Here is a 20,367-nt window from a genome sequence, read left to right as displayed (position 1 = left end):
GCGTCCGGGGCCGCTAGCCGACCACTCGGGGCCTGCCGAACTGCGTCTGCACTCCCGGGGAGAACAGCACCGACTCCGGCGGACCCTCGACCCGGAGCCCCGCCGCACCGAGCAGTCCGTCGTCGAACTCTGTCAGCGTGGCCGGGTGGAGCGGCCAGGGGGAATGGGTGTTGGGGATGTAGAGCGTCCGGCCGGCCAGGGCGCTGTGCAGGCCGAAGCGGGCGGTGAGTTCGAGGGACAGGACGTCCTCCGCGGTGCGCTCCAGCTCGGGACGGGCGACGAAGCGGGACGTCGCCTGCCGGCGGTACCGGACGACGTCGTACCCGTACTCCCGCTGCGCATCCCCGCCCCGCTGGAGCGGTGCGCATCTCGACCACACGTAGGGGATGCCGCCCGCCCGCGCCGCGAGCACCACGGCGAGGCGGGACGCGTCGAGGGTCACGAAGACCACGCCGCGCGTACCGTCCGGACCCCGCGAGTAGAGCCGCACATTGATCTCGGTGAAGGACCCGAGATAGGGCACGGGCAGGCCCCGGCCGAGCCCGGCTCCGACCATCCGGAAGCCGATCAGCCCGACCCAGGACGAACCGTCCACCACGTCCGGGGTGACGCCGGGCGGCATGAAGCGCTGCACGGCGTCAGCGGCGATCCGCCAGTGCAGGAACACGGCATCCGCCCAGAACTGGTCCATGATGACGGGCGCCGGCAGGTCGGGGGCGAGCTGCCAGCCGGGGTCCCGGCCGTCCGTGGTCATGACAGGGGCTCCCCGCACTCGTCGCGTTCCGCCGCGAAGCGGTACCACTCGGGCAGCGCGGCCGTGAAGGCCGACCGGATGTCCGGGTCCTCGGCCACGGTCCAGTCCACGGCCGCGCCCACCTCGGGTTCCACCTTGTTCCACTCGAACCAGTTCACCATCCGCAGCTGCGGGAAGTGCTCGTGCACGGCCGGGTCGAAGACCTGCTCCCACCAGGCACGCTTGATGTTCAGTGTGCGGAGCCCGCCGATGTCATCCGTCACGAGCGCCGCGGTCTCCGGGATGGCGACGGGCTTGCCGTGGTCCACGCCGTAGTCCGCGTAGAAGTCCGGCAGCATCGATTCATCGCCGTTGCTGCCGTGGTAGGTCCCGGTCAGCTGATCGATGAACTTGCCATCCTCCGGCATCTCGCTCTCCCCCCACGGATAGGTGCTCCCCCAGTGATACAGGGACATCCCCACCCAGTCCACGGCGTCGTCGCCCGGGTAGTACGGCGCGTAGGGGTCGTCGAAGGCCGTGAGGACCCCGTCCGCGGTGGTGTCGAGCTCCGCGAACCCCGTCGCGCCGGGGAGTGCTTCGTAGGTGCCGCCCGCGAAGGGGTAGCCGCCGGCGTAGTTCGGCGCCCACATCATGGCGGAGCCGGGCGCGTCACGGTGGACGGCGTCGGCGACCCGCCGGAAGGCGGCGATGTACTCGCCGGGCTGCTGTCCCCACGGGTACCACGAGCCGTTCATCTCGTGCGCGAAGCGCACGATCACCGGGACACCATTGGTATTGAAGTCCGCAAGCATCGCTGCGAGATCATCGGCATGCTGGCCGGTCACCGCCTCCAGGCCCTCCATCGGTTCGAGAGTCAGCAGCAGCGTGCCGCCGTTCTGCCGCAACTGTTCCGCGGCCGACGCGATCAGACCCGGATCCTCCTCCCTGAACGGGAAATCCGCGAACGTCACGGCGACCGCGGGACGCTCGCCGAGTTTGTCCGAGTACTCGGCGAGCGTCTCCCTGCCCCATTCGAGGTTCACGCCCATGAGCGTGCCCTCCGTCGGAGCGAGTTTCCGCCCGTCGACGACCTCGCAGGGGACCGCCGAGGGATTGATGTTGCATGCGCACAGGGCAAGGAGGAGAAGCACGGGAAGCATCCGCGCAAGGTGTGAGACCACGGAGCCAATCTACAACCGGATCGGCGGCCCAGCGTACCACCCCCGCCGCCGCTGCTAGAACGCGTAGCGGATCCGGCAGTAGGGCAGCTCGGCCGAGGCCAGGCGGAGGAGCTCGTCGAGATAGCCCCGCTTCTCGTAGGCGATGTACCGCACGTTGGTGAAACCGTTCTGGGATCGCTTGGTCTCCTGCAGGTCCGGGCGCCAGAGGATCTCCTCGGCCTGCGGGTGCCAGCCGAGGTTGACCTCGTGCAGCTGCTGGTTGTGGGTGAGGAAGATGACCTCCGCGGCGAGCTGCTGCTTCGCCGCGGGCGAGAGCGACGCGTCGAGTTGGCGGAAGAGCTCCCGCCAGTCCTCCTGCCAGCCCGGCGTGATGATGACCGGCGAGAAGTTCACGTGCACCTCGTAGCCGGCGTCCACGAAGTCGTTGATGGCGGCGATCCGCTCCGCCACCGGCGTCGTGCGGACGTCCACCGTGCGCGCGAGTTTCTCGGGCATGAGCGAGAAGCGGATCCGGGTGCGCCCCTGCGGGTCCCAGGTCAGCAGGTCCCGGTTCACGTACTTGGTGGCGAAGGAGAGCTTGGCCGTGGGCAGCTCGCGGTAGAGGTGCACGAGGTCGCGCACGTTGTCGCTGACGAGCGCATCGACGGAGCAGTCGCTGTTCTCGCCGATGTCGTAGACCCAGGCGTGGTCGTCGCACTGGTTCGGCTCCAGCTTGAGGCCCTGCCGCGCGACGTGCCGTTCGAGGTAGCCGCCGATCTGGTCGATGTTGGCGAAGACGGTGATCGGGTTGCTGTACCCCTTGTGGCGCGGCACGTAGCAGTACGCGCAGGCCATGGCGCAGCCGTTCGCGGTGGAGGGGGCGATGAAGTCGGCGGATCTGCCGTTGGGCTTGGCGGTGAGGGTCTTCTTGACGCCGATGATGAGCGCCTCGGTCTTGATGCGGACCCAGCGACGCACGTTCGCCTCGTCCCCGCTGAGTTCGGGGATGCGCCAGTGGCTCGCCACCTCGACGACGTCCGCCTCCGGCCAGCGCGCGAGGATCTCCTGGCCCCGGGGCAGCGCGGCAGCGGCCGGCTCGACATAGATCCTGCTGATCTGGAGCAGCTTGTTGGCCTGCAGCATGCAACCCTTCGTGTCGGTGGTGTGCGGCCAGAGTATCGGCCGCCACCGACACTTCCGGGCGGGAGCCGCGCGCCCCTAGAGTGGCAGGATCGGCGCCGCGGGCGCACCCGAGGGAAGGGAATGGTCATGGCGCAGCTCCTCACGCAACCGACGGAGGAGGATCCCCGGGCCTTCGTCGACGCGATCGCGCACCCGGTCCGGCGGGCCGACGCCGTCGTGCTCCTCGACCTGATGGGCCGTGCGACCCGGGAACCCGCCGTGATGTGGGGCCCGACCATGATCGGTTTCGGGAGCTACCACTACAGGTACGCCTCCGGCCACGAGGGGGATGCCCTGGCCGTGGGATTCTCCCCGCGGGCGTCGGCGCAATCCCTGTACGGGCTGCTCGCCGCTCCCGGAGCGGAGGCGCTGCTGCCGCGCCTCGGCAGACACCGGCGTGGTGCGGGCTGCCTGTACGTGACGTCCCTCGCCGGGATCGACCTGGACGTTCTCGAGGAGCTCGTGCTGCGTGGGCACGCATTCCTGGTGACCGGGGACTCCGCCTCGTCGGACCCGTCCCCGGCGGCATCGACGGCCGCAACCGCCGGCACCGTCGGCCCGCGACGACGCCCAGGATCAGCACACCCCTGATCACGGGACCGCGGGGATGCCGGCGCCTCCTGTTCCCGGGTGTCCGGAAAAAGTAGTACACTAATCATCAGTACACACCTATTCGTCACCGTCCGATCCGGAGGATCCTTGACCACCGACGACGACCTCCTGCTCGAGCGCCAGCTGTGCTTCGCGCTATCCGTCGCGTCCCGGAGCGTGGTGGGCGCCTATCGGCCGGTCCTCGAGAAGCTCAACCTCACGCATCCGCAGTACCTCGTGATGCTCGCGCTGTGGGAGGAGAGCCCCCGCACCGTCCGCAGCATCGGACAGGCCCTCGCCATGGAGTCCGCCACGCTCTCGCCGATGCTCAAGCGGCTGGAGGCCCTCGGCCTGCTCACCCGGACACGCGTCCCGGGCAACGAGCGGGCGCTGGCGGTGGAGCTCACCACTGCGGGCCGGGACCTCCGCACCGATGCCCTCGACGTGCCGGCGACCATGATGGAGCGGCTCGGCCTGACGCGCGAGCAGGTGGACACTCTCAACGACGCCATGCACGGGATCATCCGGGCCACCGGCACCCACCTGCCGGCCTCGACCGGCGGGCGGAGTACTCCGTGACTTCCCCCGCCCCCGTGGACCGACACCCTCGAAAGGATCTCCGATGACCGAGAAGCAACCGTTGTCCGCCCGCTTCATGACCGCCACGGGCAAGCTGCGGATGTTCTTCGGTCCCGCCCAGCGCGGCACCACCGAGGGACCGATCGTCTACCGCGACGACGAGGCGCAACGGCTGCGTCAGGAGGAACTGCAGCAGTGGACCGTGGTGCGCAATCCGGACGGCTCCACCTACCTCACCACGCGCCGGGAGGAGTAGGCAGGGCCTGTCCTGCGCGGTGGCGGCAGCAGCGGCGCAGCTCCCGTCGCCGCCGTCGTGCGGGCCTTGATGCTACCGACCGGTAATTTTGTGGAATTCCTGAGCCCGAATCCATAGGGAACCGGTTCGGCGGGTGGCAGACTGTCGTAGTCAATCTTTTTCTGCCCGGGGGATTCAAGGGCGCCGTCTTGACTTAGAAGAGGTCTCGATCCATGAGCGCACAGCGCCCGTCTGCCAGCACGCCTTCCCACGCCTCCGGGCTGCCCAGAACCGCCCTCCGCATGGTGTCCGGCGGCCGCGGGCCCGCCACGGCCGACCACCTCGCCGCACAGACGCATGCAGCGCTGGAGACCCTCGAGGGGACCGTGGCCCGCCTCGCCCTGGCGCACCGCTCGTCGACGCACGGCAAGGAGGGGCAGGTCATGGACGAGGAAGCTTTCGCATGGGTCCTGCAGTCCCTCGAGGACATCTCGGCGACCCTCCGCGGCCTGACCCTCGGACACACGGAGGACGACGCTCCCGTCGAGGCCGGGCTGCACGCGATGTGCGGATCGGCCTGAGCCACGCAGAAAGGCGGGGCCCGATGGGCCCCGCCTTTCTGCGTCGACTCCGGAGATCCTAGATGGACTGGCGGGAACGCAGCCCGGCCCGGCCCATCGCGTCGGCGTAGGCCGACTGGATGTCCTTCAGCCACAGCTCCTGGTTCGCGGGGGTGCCCTTGAACGCCCGCTCGCCCGGGGAGCGTACCTCGTAGATCTTGAAGCCGCGCTTCATGATGGCGCGGTTCTCGAGCTTCATCAGGCGCCGTGCAGCTTTGTGCGCGTCCGCCCCGTGGGCGACGAGCGCCGAGGCCCGCGGAACCTGCTGGAGGAATGTCAGGAGCGGCTTGACCCCGTCGGAGATCTGGTCCATGGTGAGCGCACGCTCCTTGCCCTCGGGCAGGTACCAGGGGTAGGCGTTCCAGGGCATGACCGCCTCGGGCGGCAGCCCGACCGCCTCGTAGATCCCGGCCATGCGGATGGAACTCGGGTCGTCGTTCTCGAAGGAGACGAATCCCGACGGCAACGAGGAGCCCGGGCTCGAGAAGAGACTGACGATCTTGCATCCGTCGACATCGTGGACGGGGTCGATGTACGGCACGGCCGACCCCGGTTTCGACTCGGCCAGCGTGTCGCACAGGCGGTTCACGTCCTCGATCTGGGGATCGTAGCGTTGTTCCCATTGCTGGGCCCGATACGTGGGATCTGCCATGCGCTGTACCAATTCCGCCTCCTCGCGAACGGCGCCAGAGGTGGCGCTAACGTGTCCGCAGGATTCCAGCCTACGCCAGTGCTCCGCCGACACCCCGGCCCCCGGGATCAGGACAGGGTGGAGGCGTACGGATCCCAGTCCTCGGGCAGCGGCTCGGCCGCGGTCGCCGTGCTCGAGAGCGGGACGAACTCGCCGGTCGCGATGCTCTCCGAGATCGAGACCATGGCGTCGAGCACGTGGTACGCCGTCTCGCCCTGGGCGCGGTGCGGACGGCCCTCGCGGAGGGCACGAGCCATCTCCAGCACGCCGCTGCCGCGGGTCGAGGACGCACCGACCGCCGCGATGGTCTCCGGCTCCTCGGCTCCGGGTCGGGTCAGCATCAGGTCGCCGGTGAAGAAGTTCGGGTCGGGGAACGCGAGCGTGCCCTCGGTCCCCGTGACCTCCACGAAGCCCGCGCGCTTGAGGGGTGAGTCGAAGCTGAAGATGCTCTGCGAGGACTCCCCGTTCGCGAACTGCGCGATCGCGCTGACGTGCGACGGGACCGTGACGTCGAAGACCTCGCCGGCCTTCGGCCCCGATCCGATGGTCCGGGTGTCCCGGGATCTCGAGCCGAGGCCCGCCACCCTGGTGATGGCACCGAACGTCTGGACGAGTGTGGTCAGGTAGTAGGGCCCCATGTCGAACAGCGGCCCGGCGCCCTCCTGGAAGAGGAATGCCGGGTTCGGGTGCCAGGACTCGGGACCGGGCGACTGCATGAGGGTCAGCGCCGTCAGGGGGACGCCGATGTCGCCGCGCGCCACCATGCGCAGCGCGGTCTGGAGTCCTGCACCGAGGAATGTGTCGGGAGCACAGCCGAGACGGAGGCCGGCAGCGTCCGCCGTCTTCAGCAGGCCGAGACCGCTCTCGCGGTCCAGTGAGAAGGGTTTCTCGCTCCACACGTGCTTGCCGGCCTGCACTGCCGCCGTGGCCACCTCGACATGGGCCGCGGGGATCGTCAGGTTGACGACGATCTCGACGTCGGGATGGCTCAGCGCGTCCTGCACGCCACCGGATGACGGGACCCCGAACTCCGCTGCCCGGGCGGCCGCGACCTCCTCGACCATGTCGGCGACGATGTGCACCGTCACGTCGGGGAAGCCCGTGAGGTTGGTCAGGTACTCCTTGCTGATGACGCCTGCGCCGATGACGGCGACGCCGACCGGGCCGGTACTCATTTCTTCCCCTCGCTCAGGTAGGCCAGGCTGTCGGCGACGGCGGTGAAGATGTCGCCGTCGAAGTCGTCGAGTTCCACGACGGCCGCCTCGAGGCCGGGGACGGCGTCGAGTACGTCCCAGACGCGCATGCTGCCCGAGCCGACGGCGACCTGCTCCTTGTCGTCCTTGGTCAGCGGGCCGTCCTTGATGTGGACGAAGCGCACGCGGCTGCCGAGGCGCCGGAGCAGCTCGACGGGATCCTCGCCCCCAACCGCGGCCCAGTAGGTGTCCACCTCGAGGACCACCTCGGGATCGAGGTGGCCGGCGAGGACCTCGAGCCCGGAGACGCCGTCGATACGCTCCTCGAGCTCGAACTCGTGGTTGTGGTAGCCCACGGTGATGCCGTACTCCGCGCCCTTCTTCGCCGCGGCGTTCAGCGCCTGGGCGGTGGCCTCGATGTCGGCGGCCGTGGTCCAGTGGGAACGCTCGACGTGCGGGTCGATCACCGTTCCGATGCCGAGCGTGCGTGCGGCGTCGAAGATCTCGTCCTGGTCGGCACGGAGCAGGGGCGCATGGCCGGACGGCGCGGTGAGTCCGTTGGCCGACAGCGCTTCGGCCAGCTCGTCCGCCGTGGCGACGAAGTTGTACGGCTCGACGGCGGTGTAGCCCAGCTCGGCGACGCGCCGGATGGTGCCCGGCAGGTCCTCCCCCATCGCCGCCCGCAGGGTGTAGAGCTGGAGTGAATACGTCACGGAGATTCTCCTCGCTGAGAACAGGGTGTACTGAACCGGTTCAGATCCTAGGTCGAACCTAGGTGATCACCCGGAGCGGGTCAAGGGATGGGTGGCGCTATCGTGTAGGCCATGGCCAAGGAAACCATCGCCGGCCTGGCGAAGAGGCTGGGCATTTCGAAGGCATCCGTCTCCTACGCCCTCAACGGCCAGCCGGGTGTCAGCGAGCTGACCCGGCGCCGCGTCCTGGACCTCGCGGAGGAGCTCGAGTGGTACCCGAGTTCCTCCGCTCGCGCCCTGTCACGCTCGCGGGCCGGCGCGGTCGGGATGGTGCTCTCGGCGGATCCCCTGCTCATCGGGACCGAGCCCTACTACATGGGCCTGCTCACCGGGATCGAAGCGGCACTCGCGCAGGCGGACATGGCCCTGATGCTGCGGATGGTGGGCAAGGACCCGGCACAGGAGCAGCTCATCTACGAGCGGTGGGCCGGTGAGCGGAAGGTCGATGGCGTCGTGGTCTTCGACCACCTGCACGACGACCCGCGCCCCGCCCTGCTGACCCGGCTCGGGCTGCCCTTCGTGCTGCACGGCGCGCCCGGGACCGGCGCACCGCACAGGTTCGCGGGCACGACGACGGACCACTCCGTCGACGCCGCGACCATCGTCGACCACCTCCACGAGGGCGGCCATCGCAGGATCGCCCATGTCACCGGGCCGCACACCTTCCTGCACGAGGAGGAGCGGATCCGGGGGGTGCGGGAACGTGCGGCCGGGTACGGGATGCAGGTGGTGCTGCACGAGGCCACCTACGCGCTCGACGCCGGGCGCGACGCCCTCGTAGCGCTCCTCAACGCCCCCGCGGAGCCGGTGACCGCGGTCGTGTTCGGCAACGACCTCATGTCGATGGGCGGCCTGCTGGCCCTCGGCGAGCTCGGGCTGCGCTGCCCGGGGGACGTCGCGATCGTGAGCTGGGACGACTCCCTGCACTGCCGGCTGGCCTCGCCCGCGGTCACGGCCCTGGCGCGCAACCCGGGGCAGCAGGGCCGGATCGCCGCCGAACTGCTGCTCGCGTTGCTCGACTCCGGGGAGGCCCGGACCCGCTCGATGCCGGGGAGCGACCTCGTGGTGCGGGCCAGCACGGCTGTGCTCCCAGCCGGCCGGGCCTGACGGGCGGCACCTACGATGGGGCGATGGACACCGCCAATGCCCGCCCCCTTCCCGCCGAGCTCGATGCAGCAGCCCGAGGACTCGGGGTATCCCTGGTGCCCCGGGACGAGGACGGCACCTTCGACGACGCGGCGGCGGTCCAGGGCCTCACCGGGGAAGACGGAGTGAAGACCCTGGTGGTCAAGGTCAGCGGCGGGACGACCGTCTTCGTCCTGATCCCGGGGACGAGACGCCTCGACTGGTCCAGGCTCCGCGCGCTGCTGGCCGTGAACAAGGCCTCGCTCGTGCCGCCCGCGAGCGCCCTCGAACTCACCGGCTACGAGTCCGGGACCATCACGCCACTGGGCAGCAGGAGCGCCCTTCCCGTCTATGCCGACGAGCGGATCCGGGGACGGCGGATCGGCATGGGCTCGGGATCCCGGGACTTCCTGCTGTTCACGGACGCGGATGCACTCCTGGCATCCCTCTCGGCAACCCTCGGTGACATCACCACGGAGATCCCGGGAACCTGACGGCGGGCCTTCTCAGTCGAGGAGCCTGGCGTAGCAGACCGAGTGTGCCTCGCCCGCGTACAGGCCGAAGGCGGGAATGCGGTGGTACCCCTCACGCTCGTAGAACCGCATGGCGTCGGGCTGCTCCGTGCCCGTCTCGAGCAGCAGCGTCCTGCTGCCCATGGCGAGCGCCTGCTCCTCGATCCGTCGGAGGATCGCCGTCGCGACGCCCTGGCCCCTGCGCTCGGGAAGCACATACATCCGCTTCACCTCGAGACCTCCGTCGCCGAGCGGGCGCAGGCCCCCGCAGCCGACGGCCGTTCCATCCGCTGCCCGGGCGACGACGAAGAAGGGCACGTTGTCCGCGGTAGGGGACTCTCCGGGCTCGTGGTCCTCGCTGCCGTAGCGCACGTGCAGTTCGGCCTGCTGGGCGTTGCGCAGCGCCTCGGCGTCGGGGGCGTCGAAGGGCACGCGTTCGATCGTCAGCTCCATGCAGGGCCTGTCCTCTCGGTGTTGTGGGCGCGGCGGCACCGTCGACCGGGACGGGTGTGTTCCGGCACGGCACGCCGTGATCCTACCGGCGCCTGCCTCGGGGGGTGCGGGTTACAGGGCGATCAGGGCTTCGATGATGTCGTACGTCTCCGTGCGCGTCGTGTAGTCCACCCGGACGTCGATGAGGCGGATGGTGCCCGTGGCGTCGGCGACGACCACCGTGGGGAACGGGATGGCTGCGGTGCGGTCCATGTTGGTGCCTGCGACGTCGATGCCCAGGGCTGCGCGTGCCGCCTCGGATTCCGCGCTGGGCACCGTCACGATCCCGAGGCGCGAGGCGAGGGCGTTGCCCTCGTCCGAGTACAGCTCGAAGCGCAGTCCCGCGGCGCGTGCGGCCGCGACGGCGGTTTCGGGGGCCTGGGGGCTGATCGCGATGAGCCGAGTCCCGAACGCCTCGACGACGGGGCGGAGCTCGCGCTGGTACGTCTTCAGCGCGATGCTGCAGTACGGGCACCACGAACCGCGGTAGAACACCAGGATGGCCGCCGCGGCCCCGAGCACCTCGCCCAGACGCACCTGGCGGCCGTGCTCGTCGTGCAGGACGGCATCGGGGAGCAGGTCGCCCGCGTGCGCCGTCCCCGGGGGGATCCCGGCGCGGCGGAGATCCTCCTGCTCACGGGCGAAGACCGCTGCGAGGGCAGGGCCGACCTGCGCCTCGAACGTCGGCCTGTACTCGTCGATCTGGAATGCGATGGTGTTCGTGAACGCCGGTCTCTGCTTCATCTGTCCCCCTCAACAACACCGCGGGTGCCTCGATCCCGCAGCAGGACCCATTGTGGTGCACGTCACCGCGAATTCCCAGAGCGCCGGTCCGTCCGCGTCATAGTCCGCACCGCCCGCCACCGCGGCGCACCGAGGACTGAGACCGGTTCCGCCCGTCCCACGAGGCCGGTTCCAGCGGTGCCGGCGGGCGATCCGGGCATGCTGCGGAAGACCTGCAGGAATCCTCTGGCATCCTTCAGGCGCCCCGCCACCGTCCGACGACGACCTCCGGGACAATGGTGGAGGAGCCCCGCCGCGGCGGGGACCTCCGGCGCCCGGGCGACCGCCCGGCGACAACGGCAAACCCGGCGCGAGCCGGGGACGCAAAGCCACGGGACCCCTGCGGTCAGCCGGGCTACCGAACCAGCTAGGTGCCGACCATGACTCCACCCGCGACTCCACCCGAGACTCCCCCCGCCGCTCCCCCTCCCGCTGCCGCTTCGGCACGGACCACCGCCCACCGGCTCCCCCTCTTCTTCGCCGTGATCTCGGTCCTGCTCCTCGGGCTGACCCCTCCCCCCGCGCAGGCCGCTGCGACGATCACGCTGGGTAGCGTCTCCGGTGCACCCGGTGCGTCCGTGTCCGTCTCGGGTGCGGGGTTCCCGAAACGGACCAAGGGTACCGTCGTCGCCGGAACCGCCAGGGTGGCCGTGACCACGACCGCCGGCGGCGCCTTCCAGGCGTCGATCGTCATGCCCGCCGCTGCGGGCACCGTGACCGTCACCGCGACGGCCGGGAACGCGGTCGCGACCGCCCGCTTCACCGTCGTCGAGCCCACCCCCGTGCCGAGCGGCACAGCCAAGGCGATCCGGTTCGGCGTGGGCACAAATGGCGGGCCGGCTGCCGGCGCGGAACTGGACGAGGTGACGGCCCTCGCCGGCGAGGCGCCCTCGATCGTCCTGTCCTATAAGGACTTCAACCAGCCCGCGCCCATCGCCGAACTCGACGCCGTCCGAGCGAGGGGCGCCGAGACCCTCCTGACCTGGGAGCCCTGGACCTGGGGCGGCGGCACCGCGCAGCCCGCCTACTCGCTGGACCGCATCGCAGCCGGCGACTTCGACGCCTACCTGCGCGAATGGGGTACGGCCCTGGGCCGGTGGGGCCAGCCGGTGTACCTCCGCTTCGCCCACGAGATGAACGGGAACTGGTACCCCTGGGCGGAAGGCGTCAACGGCAACGGGACGGGAGACTACGTCGCGGCCTACCAGCACGTGCACGACGTCGTCGCGTCGACCGGTGCGACCAACATCAGCTGGGTCTGGAACCCGAACGTGCCCTACTGGGGCTCCGTCCCCCTCGACGGTCTCTATCCGGGCAGCGGGTACGTCGACGCCGTGGCACTCGACGGCTACAACTGGGGCACCTCCCCGTCGGGGGGCAGCTGGCAGGAACCGGAGGCGGTCTTCGGCGAGGGGATCGCGCAGCTCCGCCGGCTCGCTCCGGGAAAACCCGTCCTGATCGCCGAGACCGCGTCCTCGGAGGTCGGCGGATCGAAGCCCCAGTGGATCACGAACCTGGTCGGCTACCTCTCCGCCCAGCCGGACGTCGTCGCCCTCGTCTGGTTCCACATCGCGAAGGAGGCCGACTGGCGCATCAACAGCACGGCAGCGTCAGCCGACGCCTTCGCGGCGGCGCTCGCCACCCGGCGCTGACTGCCGCAACGGCTGGCAGCGCGGGCACCACCAGGTCCGGCGGCGGCCCGGATCACCGGGGACCTCGGCACGGACGCACACGGTGGTGCCGCAGCGCAGGCACGGCTTCCCGGCCCGGCCGGCCACCCAGTGCTGCTCGCCCTTGCGCGTCGTGCCCGTGGTGACCTGATGGGCACCGGGCTGGACGGCGGAGAACCGCAGGCATCGTGCGCCGAGCGCCACGAGCGCGGGGATGTCGGTGTCGGCCACGGGGGTGTCCGGGTGGATGCCGCGCAGGAAGCACAGCTCGTTGGCCCAGAGGTTGCCGAAGCCGGCGACGTTGCGCTGGTCGAGCAGGGCCGCGGCGACCCGTTCGGCGGGATCTCGGCACAGCCTGGTGGCCGCCTCCTCCGCGGACCAGTCGTCGCGCAGCGGATCGGGTCCGAGGTGCCCGACGACATCGGCCTCCGCCCGCGTGGGCAGCAGGTCGACGACGGGAAGGTTCAGTCCGTAGGCGGTGGGGCCGTCCTCGACCTCGAGGATCACCCGTGCGTCGGGCAGCAGTGCGCGCGGCAGCTTCCTGCCCGCGGCGGTGACCGTCCAGGAGCCCTGCATGAGCAGATGCGTGTGGAGGGTGAGTCCGCCGTCCAGCCGCGTCAGCAGGTGCTTGCCATGCGTCACGTGCTCCACCACCCGCAGTCCGTCCAGTGCACTCGTGGCATGGGCGGGGACACGCAGATCGCCACGGCGGAGGAGTCGCCCGTCGAGGGACCGCCTCAGCCGTGCCGCCAGCCGGAACACGCTGTCACCCTCGGGCATCGCACCTCCTGCTCGCTCCGGCATCCATCAGGGCAGGCTAGCCCCCGCCACCGACACCCGGTCCGGGAAGACCGGGCGCACGACCCGCTCGTGTCGACCGCCTGCGCCCACCGGTCGCTCCGTGGCTCTGCCCTCCCGGACTCCTCGCCCGGGAGGCATGGCCCGCGCTTTCCGGCTCCTGATGGGCGGCGTGCTCCTGGCCGATCGCGACCTCACGGACCGGCAGGCGAAGAACACGTCGACGTAGCGCCGGGCGGCTTCCGTTCCGGGCGGTCGAGCCGGTACTCTTTTGGCTTGCCCTGCCGGGTTCGCCCGGCATGCGTGGTCTAGAAGCGGGCCCGATCGCAGTGTCCCGTCCCACCACCGAACAGGCACCCCCTTGAGAACCAGACTCACGCCCTCCGACGACTTCCCGGAAGACCTCACAGCACTCGAGCTGCCCGAGGTCGAGGTCCTCAACAGCAAGATCCACCGCGAGCTCGACCACGAATACGCCACCGACGGCGAAGCGGCCATGGAGACCGAGATCCGGCACGAGGAACTCACCGAGGAGCTCGATCGCAGGGACCAGCAGCCCGGCTCCTCCCCGGTCCGGCCCGACGTCGTCGAACCCGTCCTCCGCTCCTCCTGACCGCCGGCGCCTACACCCGCCCACGAATCGTGGCAACCGGCCGCCGGGTGCCACGTGGCGTTGTAGCCCCGGAGGGGAACTCCTAGCGTTGGGATTGCTTGCCGACCAGCACCCTACCCGCGGCCCCGCCGCATCAGGAGCCTCCCATGAAAGCACTCGTCTGGCACGGTGAAGGTGACATCCGCCTCGACACCGTCGATGATCCCTCGATCCTCGATCCCAATGACGCCATCGTACGGATCACCCGGAGCGCCATCTGCGGTACCGACCTGCACTTCATCCGCGGCACCATGTCGGGCATGAAGGAAGGGACGATCCTCGGCCATGAAGCCGTGGGAGAGGTCACCGCCGTCGGCGCAGCGGTCCGCCGGTTCGCCCCCGGCGACCGGGTGGTCGTCTCCTCGACGATGTCCTGCGGCGTGTGCTGGCAGTGCCGGGCCGGCCACACCGCCCAGTGCGACACCGCCAATCCGAACGGCCCGCAGGCCGGCACCTGCTTCTTCGGCGGGCCGCAGACCACGGGGCCCGTGAACGGGCTGCAGGCCGAGTACGCCCGCATCCCGTGGGCCTCGAACACGCTCACCGCGCTGCCGGACACCGTCAGCGACGAGCAGGCCATCCTGCTCTCGGACATCTTCCCCACCGCGTGGTTCGGTGCCGAGCTGGCAGGAGTGCGACGCGGCGACACCGTCGCCGTGTACGGTGCGGGCGTCGTCGGGCAGTTCGCCATCGCCTCCGCCTTCCGCCAGGGCGCCTCACGCGTGTTCGCGATCGACGGCGTCGAGACCCGCCTCGTCCAGGCGCTCGGCCAGAACGCCGAGGTCGTCGACTTCAACCGCGAGGATCCGGTGCAGGCCCTGATGGACGCCACGCTGGGCATCGGCGTCGATGCCGTCATCGACGCCGTGGGCGTGGACGCCCAGCGCCCGTCCTCCGGCCCGGCGGCGGCGGACGGCGAGCAGCAGGCGGAGCAGTTCGCCCGGGAGGTCGCGGAGGTCGCCCCCACCACGAATGCGCAGGGCGGGAACTGGGTGCCGGGGAATGCACCCTCCCAGGTGTCCCGGTGGAGCGTGGAGACCGTCCGGAAGTACGGCCGCATCGGGATCATCGGGGTCTACAGCCCACAGATGATGACCTATCCCATCGGCCAGGCGATGAACAAGAACCTCACGATACGCATGGGCAACTGCGATCACCGCTCGGTCACGCCGCCGCTGCTCGACCTCGTCGCGTCGGGGGTCTTCGATCCGACGAGGTTCATCACCCAGCACGAGCCGCTCACCGACGTCGTCGACGCCTACCTGACCTTCGACCGGCGCGAGGAGGGCTGGCTCAAGACGGTACTGACGACGGCATAGGCGTCCGCCGCACACCGAGCACGAGGAGGAGGGCGGCCACCACCGCGCACGCCAGCATGACCACGGCGGTGGGCACGGGCGAGGACAGCCCGAACGCTCCGGTGAGGGGGGCGATCACGGCGGCACCTGCCATGTTGGACGCGCCCAACAGGGAGGCGGCGGTGCCGGCACGGAGGCCGTGGTGCTCGAGCGCCGTGGCCTGCAGGGCCGGATTGACCAGGCCGAACGACGCCGTGAAGCCCATGACCGGCGCCATCAGTCCCCACAGGCCGAGGTGCGGGGCGAACCCGACGCTCAGGAGCAGGACGGCGGCGGCCACCACCAGGGCCACCGCACCGACGCGCACGGCGAGGACCGGCGAGGCCCGTCGCGCCACCAGGCCTCCCACCTGCGCCCCGACGACCATGAGGGCGCCCTGGGCGCCGAACAGCAGGGCGTAGGCGGACGGGCTGAGCCCGAAGACCTCCTGCAGCAGGAAGGCGCTGCCGGCCATGAAGGACATCATCGCGGCGAAGAGCAGCCCGCCGGCCACGGCGACGGACCGGAACCGGGCGTCCGAGGCGAGGCTGCGGTAGTCGTCCCGGAGGCGGACGCCCTTCCGGAGCAGCCGGCGGTCCCGCGTGTGCGTCTCGTTCCGAAGCAGGATCCTGCCCGCGACACAGAGCAGGACGACGCCGTAGCCGAGGAGTGTCCAGAACAGTCCCCGCCAGCCGACCACCTGGAGGAGCTGGGCGCCGAGGGCGGGGGACGCCACCACGAACACGCCGGAGACGATGGACAGGCGGGCGAGGAAGACCAGCAGGCGCCTGCCCGTGTACAGGTCACGGACGATGGCCAGGGCGATGACCGCACAGGCGGCCGACCCCATGCCCTGGAGAGCCCTGCTCGCGATGAGCCAGGCCATGGTGGGAGCAAGGGCGCACGCAGCCGTCGCGATGCAGTAGACCACGATCATCACCGCCAGGGGGCGCGCCCGTCCGACGGCGTCCGACACCGGTCCGGAGGCCAGCTGACCGATGCCCATACCGATGAAGGCCGCTGTCAGGGTCAGCTGGACGGCGGACTCGTCGGCGCCGAACTCGCGGCGGATCGCAGGGAACGCGGGCAGGTACAGGTCCATGGTGAGCGGCCAGATCACCTGCAGCATCGCGAGCGCCGCGACGAGGAGGAGGACCCTCGGGTGCGGAGCGTCCCGGCGGACGTCCTTCCCCGAGCGTGCGAGGAGGTGCGGGGTGGAGCCCATGAGAATTGCCCGTTCTGTGGATAGCGCTTTCCCTGCCATCCTCGCCCATCCCCGGCCGCGAGGCCAGGACCTGCCATGCAATCGCCGCAGGGCCGGCCAGGGCGTCCGACGGAAAACTTCCCTCGCTCCCCCTCGCGTGGTGGTCTAGATTCGGAAGCACGCAGTCCACCGAAGGGAGAACGGCATGAAGAACAAGATTGTTTTCGGAGCAGGCATGGCGGCCGGTTACGTCCTCGGCACCCGCGCCGGCCGTGGGAGCTACGAGCAGATCAAGACGAAGGCCCAGCAGCTGTGGAACAACCCGAAGGTGCAGGACACCGTCGCGTCGACCACCGGAACCATCAAGAGCAAGGCGCCCGCGGTGCAGGACTCCCTGAAGGGTGCGCTGAAGAAGGGCGGCTCGGGATCCGACGACGGCGCCAAGAAGCCGTCCGAGCCGGGCGTGGCCGTCGGCGCGAGCGGGGATCTCCCCCTCGATGTCCCACCGGTCGTCACCGCCATGGACACGGGCAGCACCGGCCCCACCGGTCCGAGCGGCGGCGATCCCGCGCACGTCGAGGACACGCCGTTCCTGTCACAGGACGACGCCACCCGCCCCGACCTCGGCAAGTAGGGGCGACAGCACGCCCGAAGGCCCCGGTACTGCCGGGGCCTTCGGGCGTACGGGGGCGGGGGGACCCTGCCCCGGGCTTCAGACGCCCTCGCTCACCGCTTCCTCCGCCTCCAGGCAGACCTCGCAGTCCTCCTCCACCAGGATCGCGTTGACCGCGACGGCGATCCGATAGGCATCCCCTGCCGCCGGCACCAGCTGGGCGGCGGGATCGGTCGCGTTGCCGACGGCCCAGACCCGTTCCGCCGAGGTCCGTCCGATGTCGTCGGTGCTGACGCAGCCGTCGCCGCGCATCTCGCAGCCCAGGCCCGCGAGGAGCGGCATACCCGCGTCCGCGCCCGGTTCGCAGAACACCGCCACGCAGGGCACCACGGCGCCGTCCTGGAGCCGGACGCCCAGGAGTGGGCGTGGCGCGCCGTCGTCGGCCCGGCCCGGCAGGAATGCCTCCACCCGGCCCTCCGCGATCCGCACTCCGCGTCTCCGCAGGCGGTGTCGGTCGTCCTCGGACAGGGCGCCGAGGGTGTGGGGGAAGAAGGTCACGTCGTCGGACCACTGCCGCAGGAGGATCGCCTGGTGGATGGAGGTCGGGGCGGAACCGAGCACTCCGAGGGCCTGGTCGCGGACCTCCCAGCCGTGGCAGTAGGGGCACTGGAGCAGTCCCCGCCCCCATGCCTCCCGGGCGCCGGGGATGTCCGGCAGGATGTCGCGGAGCCCGGAGGCGATGACGAGCTGGCGCCCTTCGACGGTCCGGCCGCCGGCAGTGCCGATCGACCACCCCCGCGCCGTGTCCACGGCATGCTCGGCGCGATCGTCGAGGAAGTCCACGCCGTAGGGTTCCAGGTCCTCCCGCGCCAGCGCCACGAGATGTTCCGGCGGCGTCCCGTCCCGCGTGGGGAAGCCGTAGGCGGCGTCGGCCGGAGCATTGCGCGGCGTACCGGCGTCGATCACCACGACGCTCCGCCGGGCCCGCCCGAGGACGAGCGCGGCCCCCAGCCCCGCGATGCCCCCGCCGACGATGACGACGTCGTACGTCCGGGTGTCGTTCCTGTTCATCCCTCCATCCGACCACGCGCCGGGGCCGTGCCGCCTCCCGACATTGTGCTTGCGGTCAGCCGATCGGCCCCGTGCCGCCCGCATCGTCCGCCGGAAGGCCCAGCGAGGCGACCAGCGACGCGAAGCGCTCATTGCCTGCGAGATCCTCGATGAGGACGGCGTTCCCCGCGGCGTCCGCGAGGGGGATCCGCCAGTTCGGGTATTCGTCGTTGGTGCCGGGCTGGTTCTGGGTACGCCGCTCGCCGACCGCGTCGGCGAGCGCGACCCCGAGCAGCACCGACGGCGTCTGCGCGATGAAGCTGTGCAGCGCCTCGACGGTCTGCTGGACGCCCGGGGACTCCTGAGGGAGCAGGTTCCGCTGCCGCAGGAGCGCGAGGAACTTCTCCTGGCTGGCGCGATCCTCCGCCTGCTCCTCCTCCACGGGGCGGCTGAGCAGGCCGAGCTTCTCACGGAGCACCACGTGCTCGCCTGCCAGGTAGCCCGCACTGGGCGGCAGGTCGTGCACGGTGACCGTGGTCAGGCAGCCCCGGCGGTAGGCCTCGGGAAGCAGCGGCCCGTCCTCGTCCTGCTCGAACCAGAGGATCGAGGTGCCGAGGATCCCGCGCTCGCCGAGGTACTCCTGCACGCCGGGCTCGAAGACGCCGAGGTCCTCGCCGACCACGATCGCGCCTGCCCGTTCCGCCTCGAGCGCGAGGATGCCGATCAGCGCCCGGTGGTCGTAGTAGACGTAGGCACCGGCACCCGGTGCCTCACCCTGGGGTATCCACCAGAGCCGGAACAGCCCGAGGATGTGGTCCACGCGGATGCCGCCGGCGTGGCGCAGGATGTTGCGGAGCATGTCCCGGAATGCGGCGTAGCCGGATTCCGCGAGCCGCTCGGGGTGCCATGGCGGCTGGCTCCAGTCCTGGCCGTGCTGGTTGAACATGTCCGGCGGTGCCCCGACACTGATGCCCATCGCCAGCACGTCCTGGAGGGCCCAGGCGTCGGCACCGCTGGGATGGACGCCGACCGCGAGATCGTGCACCACGCCGATCGACATCCCGGCGCCCGTCGCGTCGAGTTGCGCCTCCTGCAACTGCTCGTCCACGAGCCACTGCAGCCACTCGTGGAACTCGATGCGCGCTGCATGCCGTTCGGCGAACTCCCGGGCACCGGGCGATCCGGGGCGTCCGACGTCGTCCCACTCCTGCGCGCCCGGCGGGACCGTCTCGGCGAGGGCCGACCACAGCGCGAAATCGGCGAGCCCCTGGCCCTGGTGGGAGCGGTAGGCGTCGAAGTCGTGCTGGCGCTGTTCCGGGAGCGGCACCGCGAACACGAGTTCGAGTGCCTCGAGTTTCGCGGCGTAGGACGAATCCCGGTCGAGCAGGTCGGTGGAGGTGTTGGCGTCCGCGAGGCCGGCGGCCAGCTCTCCGATCCGTGCCCGTGCCCCGGCGTCCAGCCGGGCGTACTCGGGGATGTCCTCGATCCGCAGGTAGAGGGGGTGGAAATAGCGCCGCGTGGTCGGCAGGTAGGGCGAGGGCTCCACGGGCGGGACGGGTTCGGCGGCGTGCAGGGGGTTCACCAGCACGAAGTCGCCACCGTGCGCGGCGGCGGCCTGGGCCAATCGGCCGAGGTCCGCGAGGTCGCCGATGCCCCACGATTCCGAGGACCGCACCGAGTAGAGCTGCGCCATGAGCCCCCAGCTGCGGTGGTCCATGAGTGCCGCCGTCGTACTCAGGCGGTCGGGCGTCACCACGAAGGTGCAGGTCGTCTCCTGCCCGTCGACCGTCGCATGGAGGGTGTGCCAGCCGAGCGGCAGCGCGTGCGGCAGCACGCCCTCCCGCCGCTCGATGTCCTTCCCGTCGATCGTGCGGACCTCGGTCGCGTCCGTCACCGTGCCGGTGTAGTGGACCCCGTCCTCGTCGACGGCCCAGAACTCCACGTCGGCCCCGGCGGGCACGTGCAGCAGCACCGGGTCGACGTCGCTCCGGCGCACCACGACGACGGCGGGCAGCACTCTCTGCCAGGGCCCGGCGACGACGTCGTCCAGCGCGCGGGCGATCGCGGTCTCGGAGGAGGCGTCGACTCCGAGCGCCGCGAGGACCGTGACGAGGGTCTCCGGGGCCACGCGGGCGGGTTCACCATCCCATCCCTTGAAGGTGGTCCCCACGCGGTGCGCTTCGGCGAGCTGTTCGAGCGGTGTGGGAGCCGCCGGGGCTGTTGCTTCGTTCTCGGTTGTGTCGGCCATGCCTCCAATCTAGGCATGGAGTACCGACCGCCGCACCCGGTCCGGCCTCCCGCCGTCGATTTGACGCTCCCTCGAGGGCCTCGTCCCGGCGGACGGGTACCAGTCCGCGATGGGATGGACAAGCTCCTACGGCGGCACGGCGACCGC

At 70.7% G+C, this 20,367-nt stretch carries 22 protein-coding genes and 1 riboswitch; of the genes, 10 read left to right on the top strand and 12 right to left on the bottom strand.

The features are described 5' to 3' along the window. Positions 1-13: 13 nt before the first annotated feature. From AC0Z9V_RS16355 to AC0Z9V_RS16345, 3 genes are read right to left on the bottom strand one after another with little or no spacing between them, the layout of a single operon-like run. Positions 14-754 carry a YqjF family protein gene (locus AC0Z9V_RS16355; RefSeq protein WP_485142129.1) on the bottom strand — a complete coding sequence of 247 codons (741 nt, stop codon included), beginning with the start codon at positions 752-754 and terminating at the stop codon, positions 14-16. Further along, positions 751-1,914, bottom strand: coding sequence for a glycoside hydrolase family 26 protein (locus AC0Z9V_RS16350; RefSeq protein WP_485142128.1), 1,164 nt, complete (start codon positions 1,912-1,914; stop codon positions 751-753). The genes AC0Z9V_RS16355 and AC0Z9V_RS16350 overlap by 4 nt, the downstream gene beginning before the upstream one ends. A gap of 54 nt (positions 1,915-1,968) precedes the next feature. Then, positions 1,969-3,033, bottom strand: coding sequence for a spore photoproduct lyase family protein (locus AC0Z9V_RS16345; RefSeq protein ID WP_133081598.1), 1,065 nt, complete (start codon positions 3,031-3,033; stop codon positions 1,969-1,971). 129 nt (positions 3,034-3,162) lie between these two features. On the opposite strand from AC0Z9V_RS16345, the gene AC0Z9V_RS16340 reads away from it, so the two are divergent. From AC0Z9V_RS16340 to AC0Z9V_RS16325, 4 genes are all read left to right on the top strand, one after another. Beyond that, complete coding sequence (locus tag AC0Z9V_RS16340) at positions 3,163-3,666, top strand: DUF1801 domain-containing protein (RefSeq protein WP_485142127.1); 504 nt, start codon at positions 3,163-3,165, stop codon at positions 3,664-3,666. Between the two features lie 108 nt (positions 3,667-3,774). Beyond that, a complete protein-coding gene (locus AC0Z9V_RS16335; RefSeq protein WP_485142126.1) occupies positions 3,775-4,245 on the top strand; it encodes a MarR family winged helix-turn-helix transcriptional regulator in 471 nt (156 codons plus the stop codon). Between the two features lie 43 nt (positions 4,246-4,288). Then, positions 4,289-4,501, top strand: a complete 213-nt coding sequence (locus AC0Z9V_RS16330) for a hypothetical protein (protein ID WP_133081376.1) — start codon at positions 4,289-4,291, stop codon at positions 4,499-4,501. Positions 4,502-4,713: 212 nt separating this feature from the next. Further along, positions 4,714-5,061, top strand: coding sequence for a hypothetical protein (locus tag AC0Z9V_RS16325; protein WP_485142125.1), 348 nt, complete (start codon positions 4,714-4,716; stop codon positions 5,059-5,061). 58 nt (positions 5,062-5,119) lie between these two features. On the opposite strand, the gene AC0Z9V_RS16320 is transcribed toward AC0Z9V_RS16325, so the two are convergent. From AC0Z9V_RS16320 to AC0Z9V_RS16310, 3 genes are all read right to left on the bottom strand, one after another. Next, positions 5,120-5,752 (bottom strand): uracil-DNA glycosylase family protein, encoded by a 633-nt coding sequence (locus AC0Z9V_RS16320; RefSeq protein ID WP_133081378.1) that lies wholly within the window; start codon positions 5,750-5,752, stop codon positions 5,120-5,122. 107 nt (positions 5,753-5,859) lie between these two features. Further along, positions 5,860-6,966 (bottom strand): Gfo/Idh/MocA family protein, encoded by a 1,107-nt coding sequence (locus AC0Z9V_RS16315; protein ID WP_459287625.1) that lies wholly within the window; start codon positions 6,964-6,966, stop codon positions 5,860-5,862. Beyond that, a complete protein-coding gene (locus AC0Z9V_RS16310) occupies positions 6,963-7,697 on the bottom strand; it encodes a sugar phosphate isomerase/epimerase family protein (protein ID WP_485142124.1) in 735 nt (244 codons plus the stop codon). The genes AC0Z9V_RS16315 and AC0Z9V_RS16310 overlap by 4 nt, the downstream gene beginning before the upstream one ends. Positions 7,698-7,808: 111 nt before the next feature. Here AC0Z9V_RS16310 and AC0Z9V_RS16305 point away from each other — a divergent pair, with 111 nt between their 5' ends. Further along, complete coding sequence (locus AC0Z9V_RS16305) at positions 7,809-8,843, top strand: LacI family DNA-binding transcriptional regulator (RefSeq protein ID WP_485142123.1); 1,035 nt, start codon at positions 7,809-7,811, stop codon at positions 8,841-8,843. Between the two features lie 23 nt (positions 8,844-8,866). Next, positions 8,867-9,355, top strand: coding sequence for an aminoacyl-tRNA deacylase (locus tag AC0Z9V_RS16300; protein ID WP_485142122.1), 489 nt, complete (start codon positions 8,867-8,869; stop codon positions 9,353-9,355). A gap of 12 nt (positions 9,356-9,367) precedes the next feature. Here AC0Z9V_RS16300 and AC0Z9V_RS16295 read toward each other — a convergent pair whose 3' ends face one another. Beyond that, entirely contained in the window at positions 9,368-9,826 is a 459-nt protein-coding gene (locus AC0Z9V_RS16295; protein WP_459267967.1) for a GNAT family N-acetyltransferase, read from the bottom strand. Between the two features lie 111 nt (positions 9,827-9,937). Next, positions 9,938-10,609, bottom strand: coding sequence for a peroxiredoxin-like family protein (locus AC0Z9V_RS16290; RefSeq protein WP_208740246.1), 672 nt, complete (start codon positions 10,607-10,609; stop codon positions 9,938-9,940). Positions 10,610-10,936: 327 nt separating this feature from the next. After that, positions 10,937-11,011: riboswitch (cyclic di-GMP riboswitch) on the top strand. A gap of 17 nt (positions 11,012-11,028) precedes the next feature. On the opposite strand from AC0Z9V_RS16290, the gene AC0Z9V_RS16285 reads away from it, so the two are divergent. After that, on the top strand, positions 11,029-12,300 hold the full coding sequence (locus AC0Z9V_RS16285; protein ID WP_485142121.1) for a glycoside hydrolase family 26 protein: 1,272 nt from the start codon (positions 11,029-11,031) through the stop codon (positions 12,298-12,300). Here AC0Z9V_RS16285 and AC0Z9V_RS16280 read toward each other — a convergent pair. After that, positions 12,259-13,098, bottom strand: coding sequence for a DNA-formamidopyrimidine glycosylase family protein (locus tag AC0Z9V_RS16280; protein ID WP_485142120.1), 840 nt, complete (start codon positions 13,096-13,098; stop codon positions 12,259-12,261). The two genes, AC0Z9V_RS16285 and AC0Z9V_RS16280, sit on opposite strands and share 42 nt — an antisense overlap. Positions 13,099-13,477: 379 nt before the next feature. Between AC0Z9V_RS16280 and AC0Z9V_RS16275 the strand changes: the two genes are divergently transcribed. Together AC0Z9V_RS16275 and AC0Z9V_RS16270 are read left to right on the top strand one after the other, a co-directional pair. Next, the gene (locus AC0Z9V_RS16275) at positions 13,478-13,729 is read left to right on the top strand and encodes a hypothetical protein (RefSeq protein WP_208740206.1); all 252 of its coding nucleotides are present in this window, start codon (positions 13,478-13,480) and stop codon (positions 13,727-13,729) included. 146 nt (positions 13,730-13,875) lie between these two features. Then, positions 13,876-15,087 (top strand): alcohol dehydrogenase catalytic domain-containing protein, encoded by a 1,212-nt coding sequence (locus tag AC0Z9V_RS16270; RefSeq protein WP_133081388.1) that lies wholly within the window; start codon positions 13,876-13,878, stop codon positions 15,085-15,087. Here AC0Z9V_RS16270 and AC0Z9V_RS16265 read toward each other — a convergent pair. Then, the gene (locus AC0Z9V_RS16265; RefSeq protein WP_485142119.1) at positions 15,062-16,330 is read right to left on the bottom strand and encodes a multidrug effflux MFS transporter; all 1,269 of its coding nucleotides are present in this window, start codon (positions 16,328-16,330) and stop codon (positions 15,062-15,064) included. The genes AC0Z9V_RS16270 and AC0Z9V_RS16265 overlap by 26 nt on opposite strands. Positions 16,331-16,514: 184 nt before the next feature. Between AC0Z9V_RS16265 and AC0Z9V_RS16260 the strand changes: the two genes are divergently transcribed. Further along, positions 16,515-16,943, top strand: a complete 429-nt coding sequence (locus tag AC0Z9V_RS16260) for a YtxH domain-containing protein (RefSeq protein WP_133081390.1) — start codon at positions 16,515-16,517, stop codon at positions 16,941-16,943. A gap of 78 nt (positions 16,944-17,021) precedes the next feature. Here the strand turns inward: AC0Z9V_RS16260 and AC0Z9V_RS16255 are convergent, their stop codons facing one another. Continuing rightward, the gene (locus AC0Z9V_RS16255; RefSeq protein WP_485142118.1) at positions 17,022-17,993 is read right to left on the bottom strand and encodes an NAD(P)/FAD-dependent oxidoreductase; all 972 of its coding nucleotides are present in this window, start codon (positions 17,991-17,993) and stop codon (positions 17,022-17,024) included. Positions 17,994-18,048: 55 nt separating this feature from the next. Continuing rightward, the gene (gene malQ, locus AC0Z9V_RS16250; protein WP_485142117.1) at positions 18,049-20,220 is read right to left on the bottom strand and encodes a 4-alpha-glucanotransferase; all 2,172 of its coding nucleotides are present in this window, start codon (positions 20,218-20,220) and stop codon (positions 18,049-18,051) included. Between the last annotated feature and the right edge of the window lie 147 nt (positions 20,221-20,367).

The sequence above is a fragment of the Arthrobacter sp. UYP4 genome (genome assembly GCF_057291175.1).
Note: the sequence above shows the minus strand (reverse complement) of the source record. Positions and strands in the feature narration are given on the sequence as shown.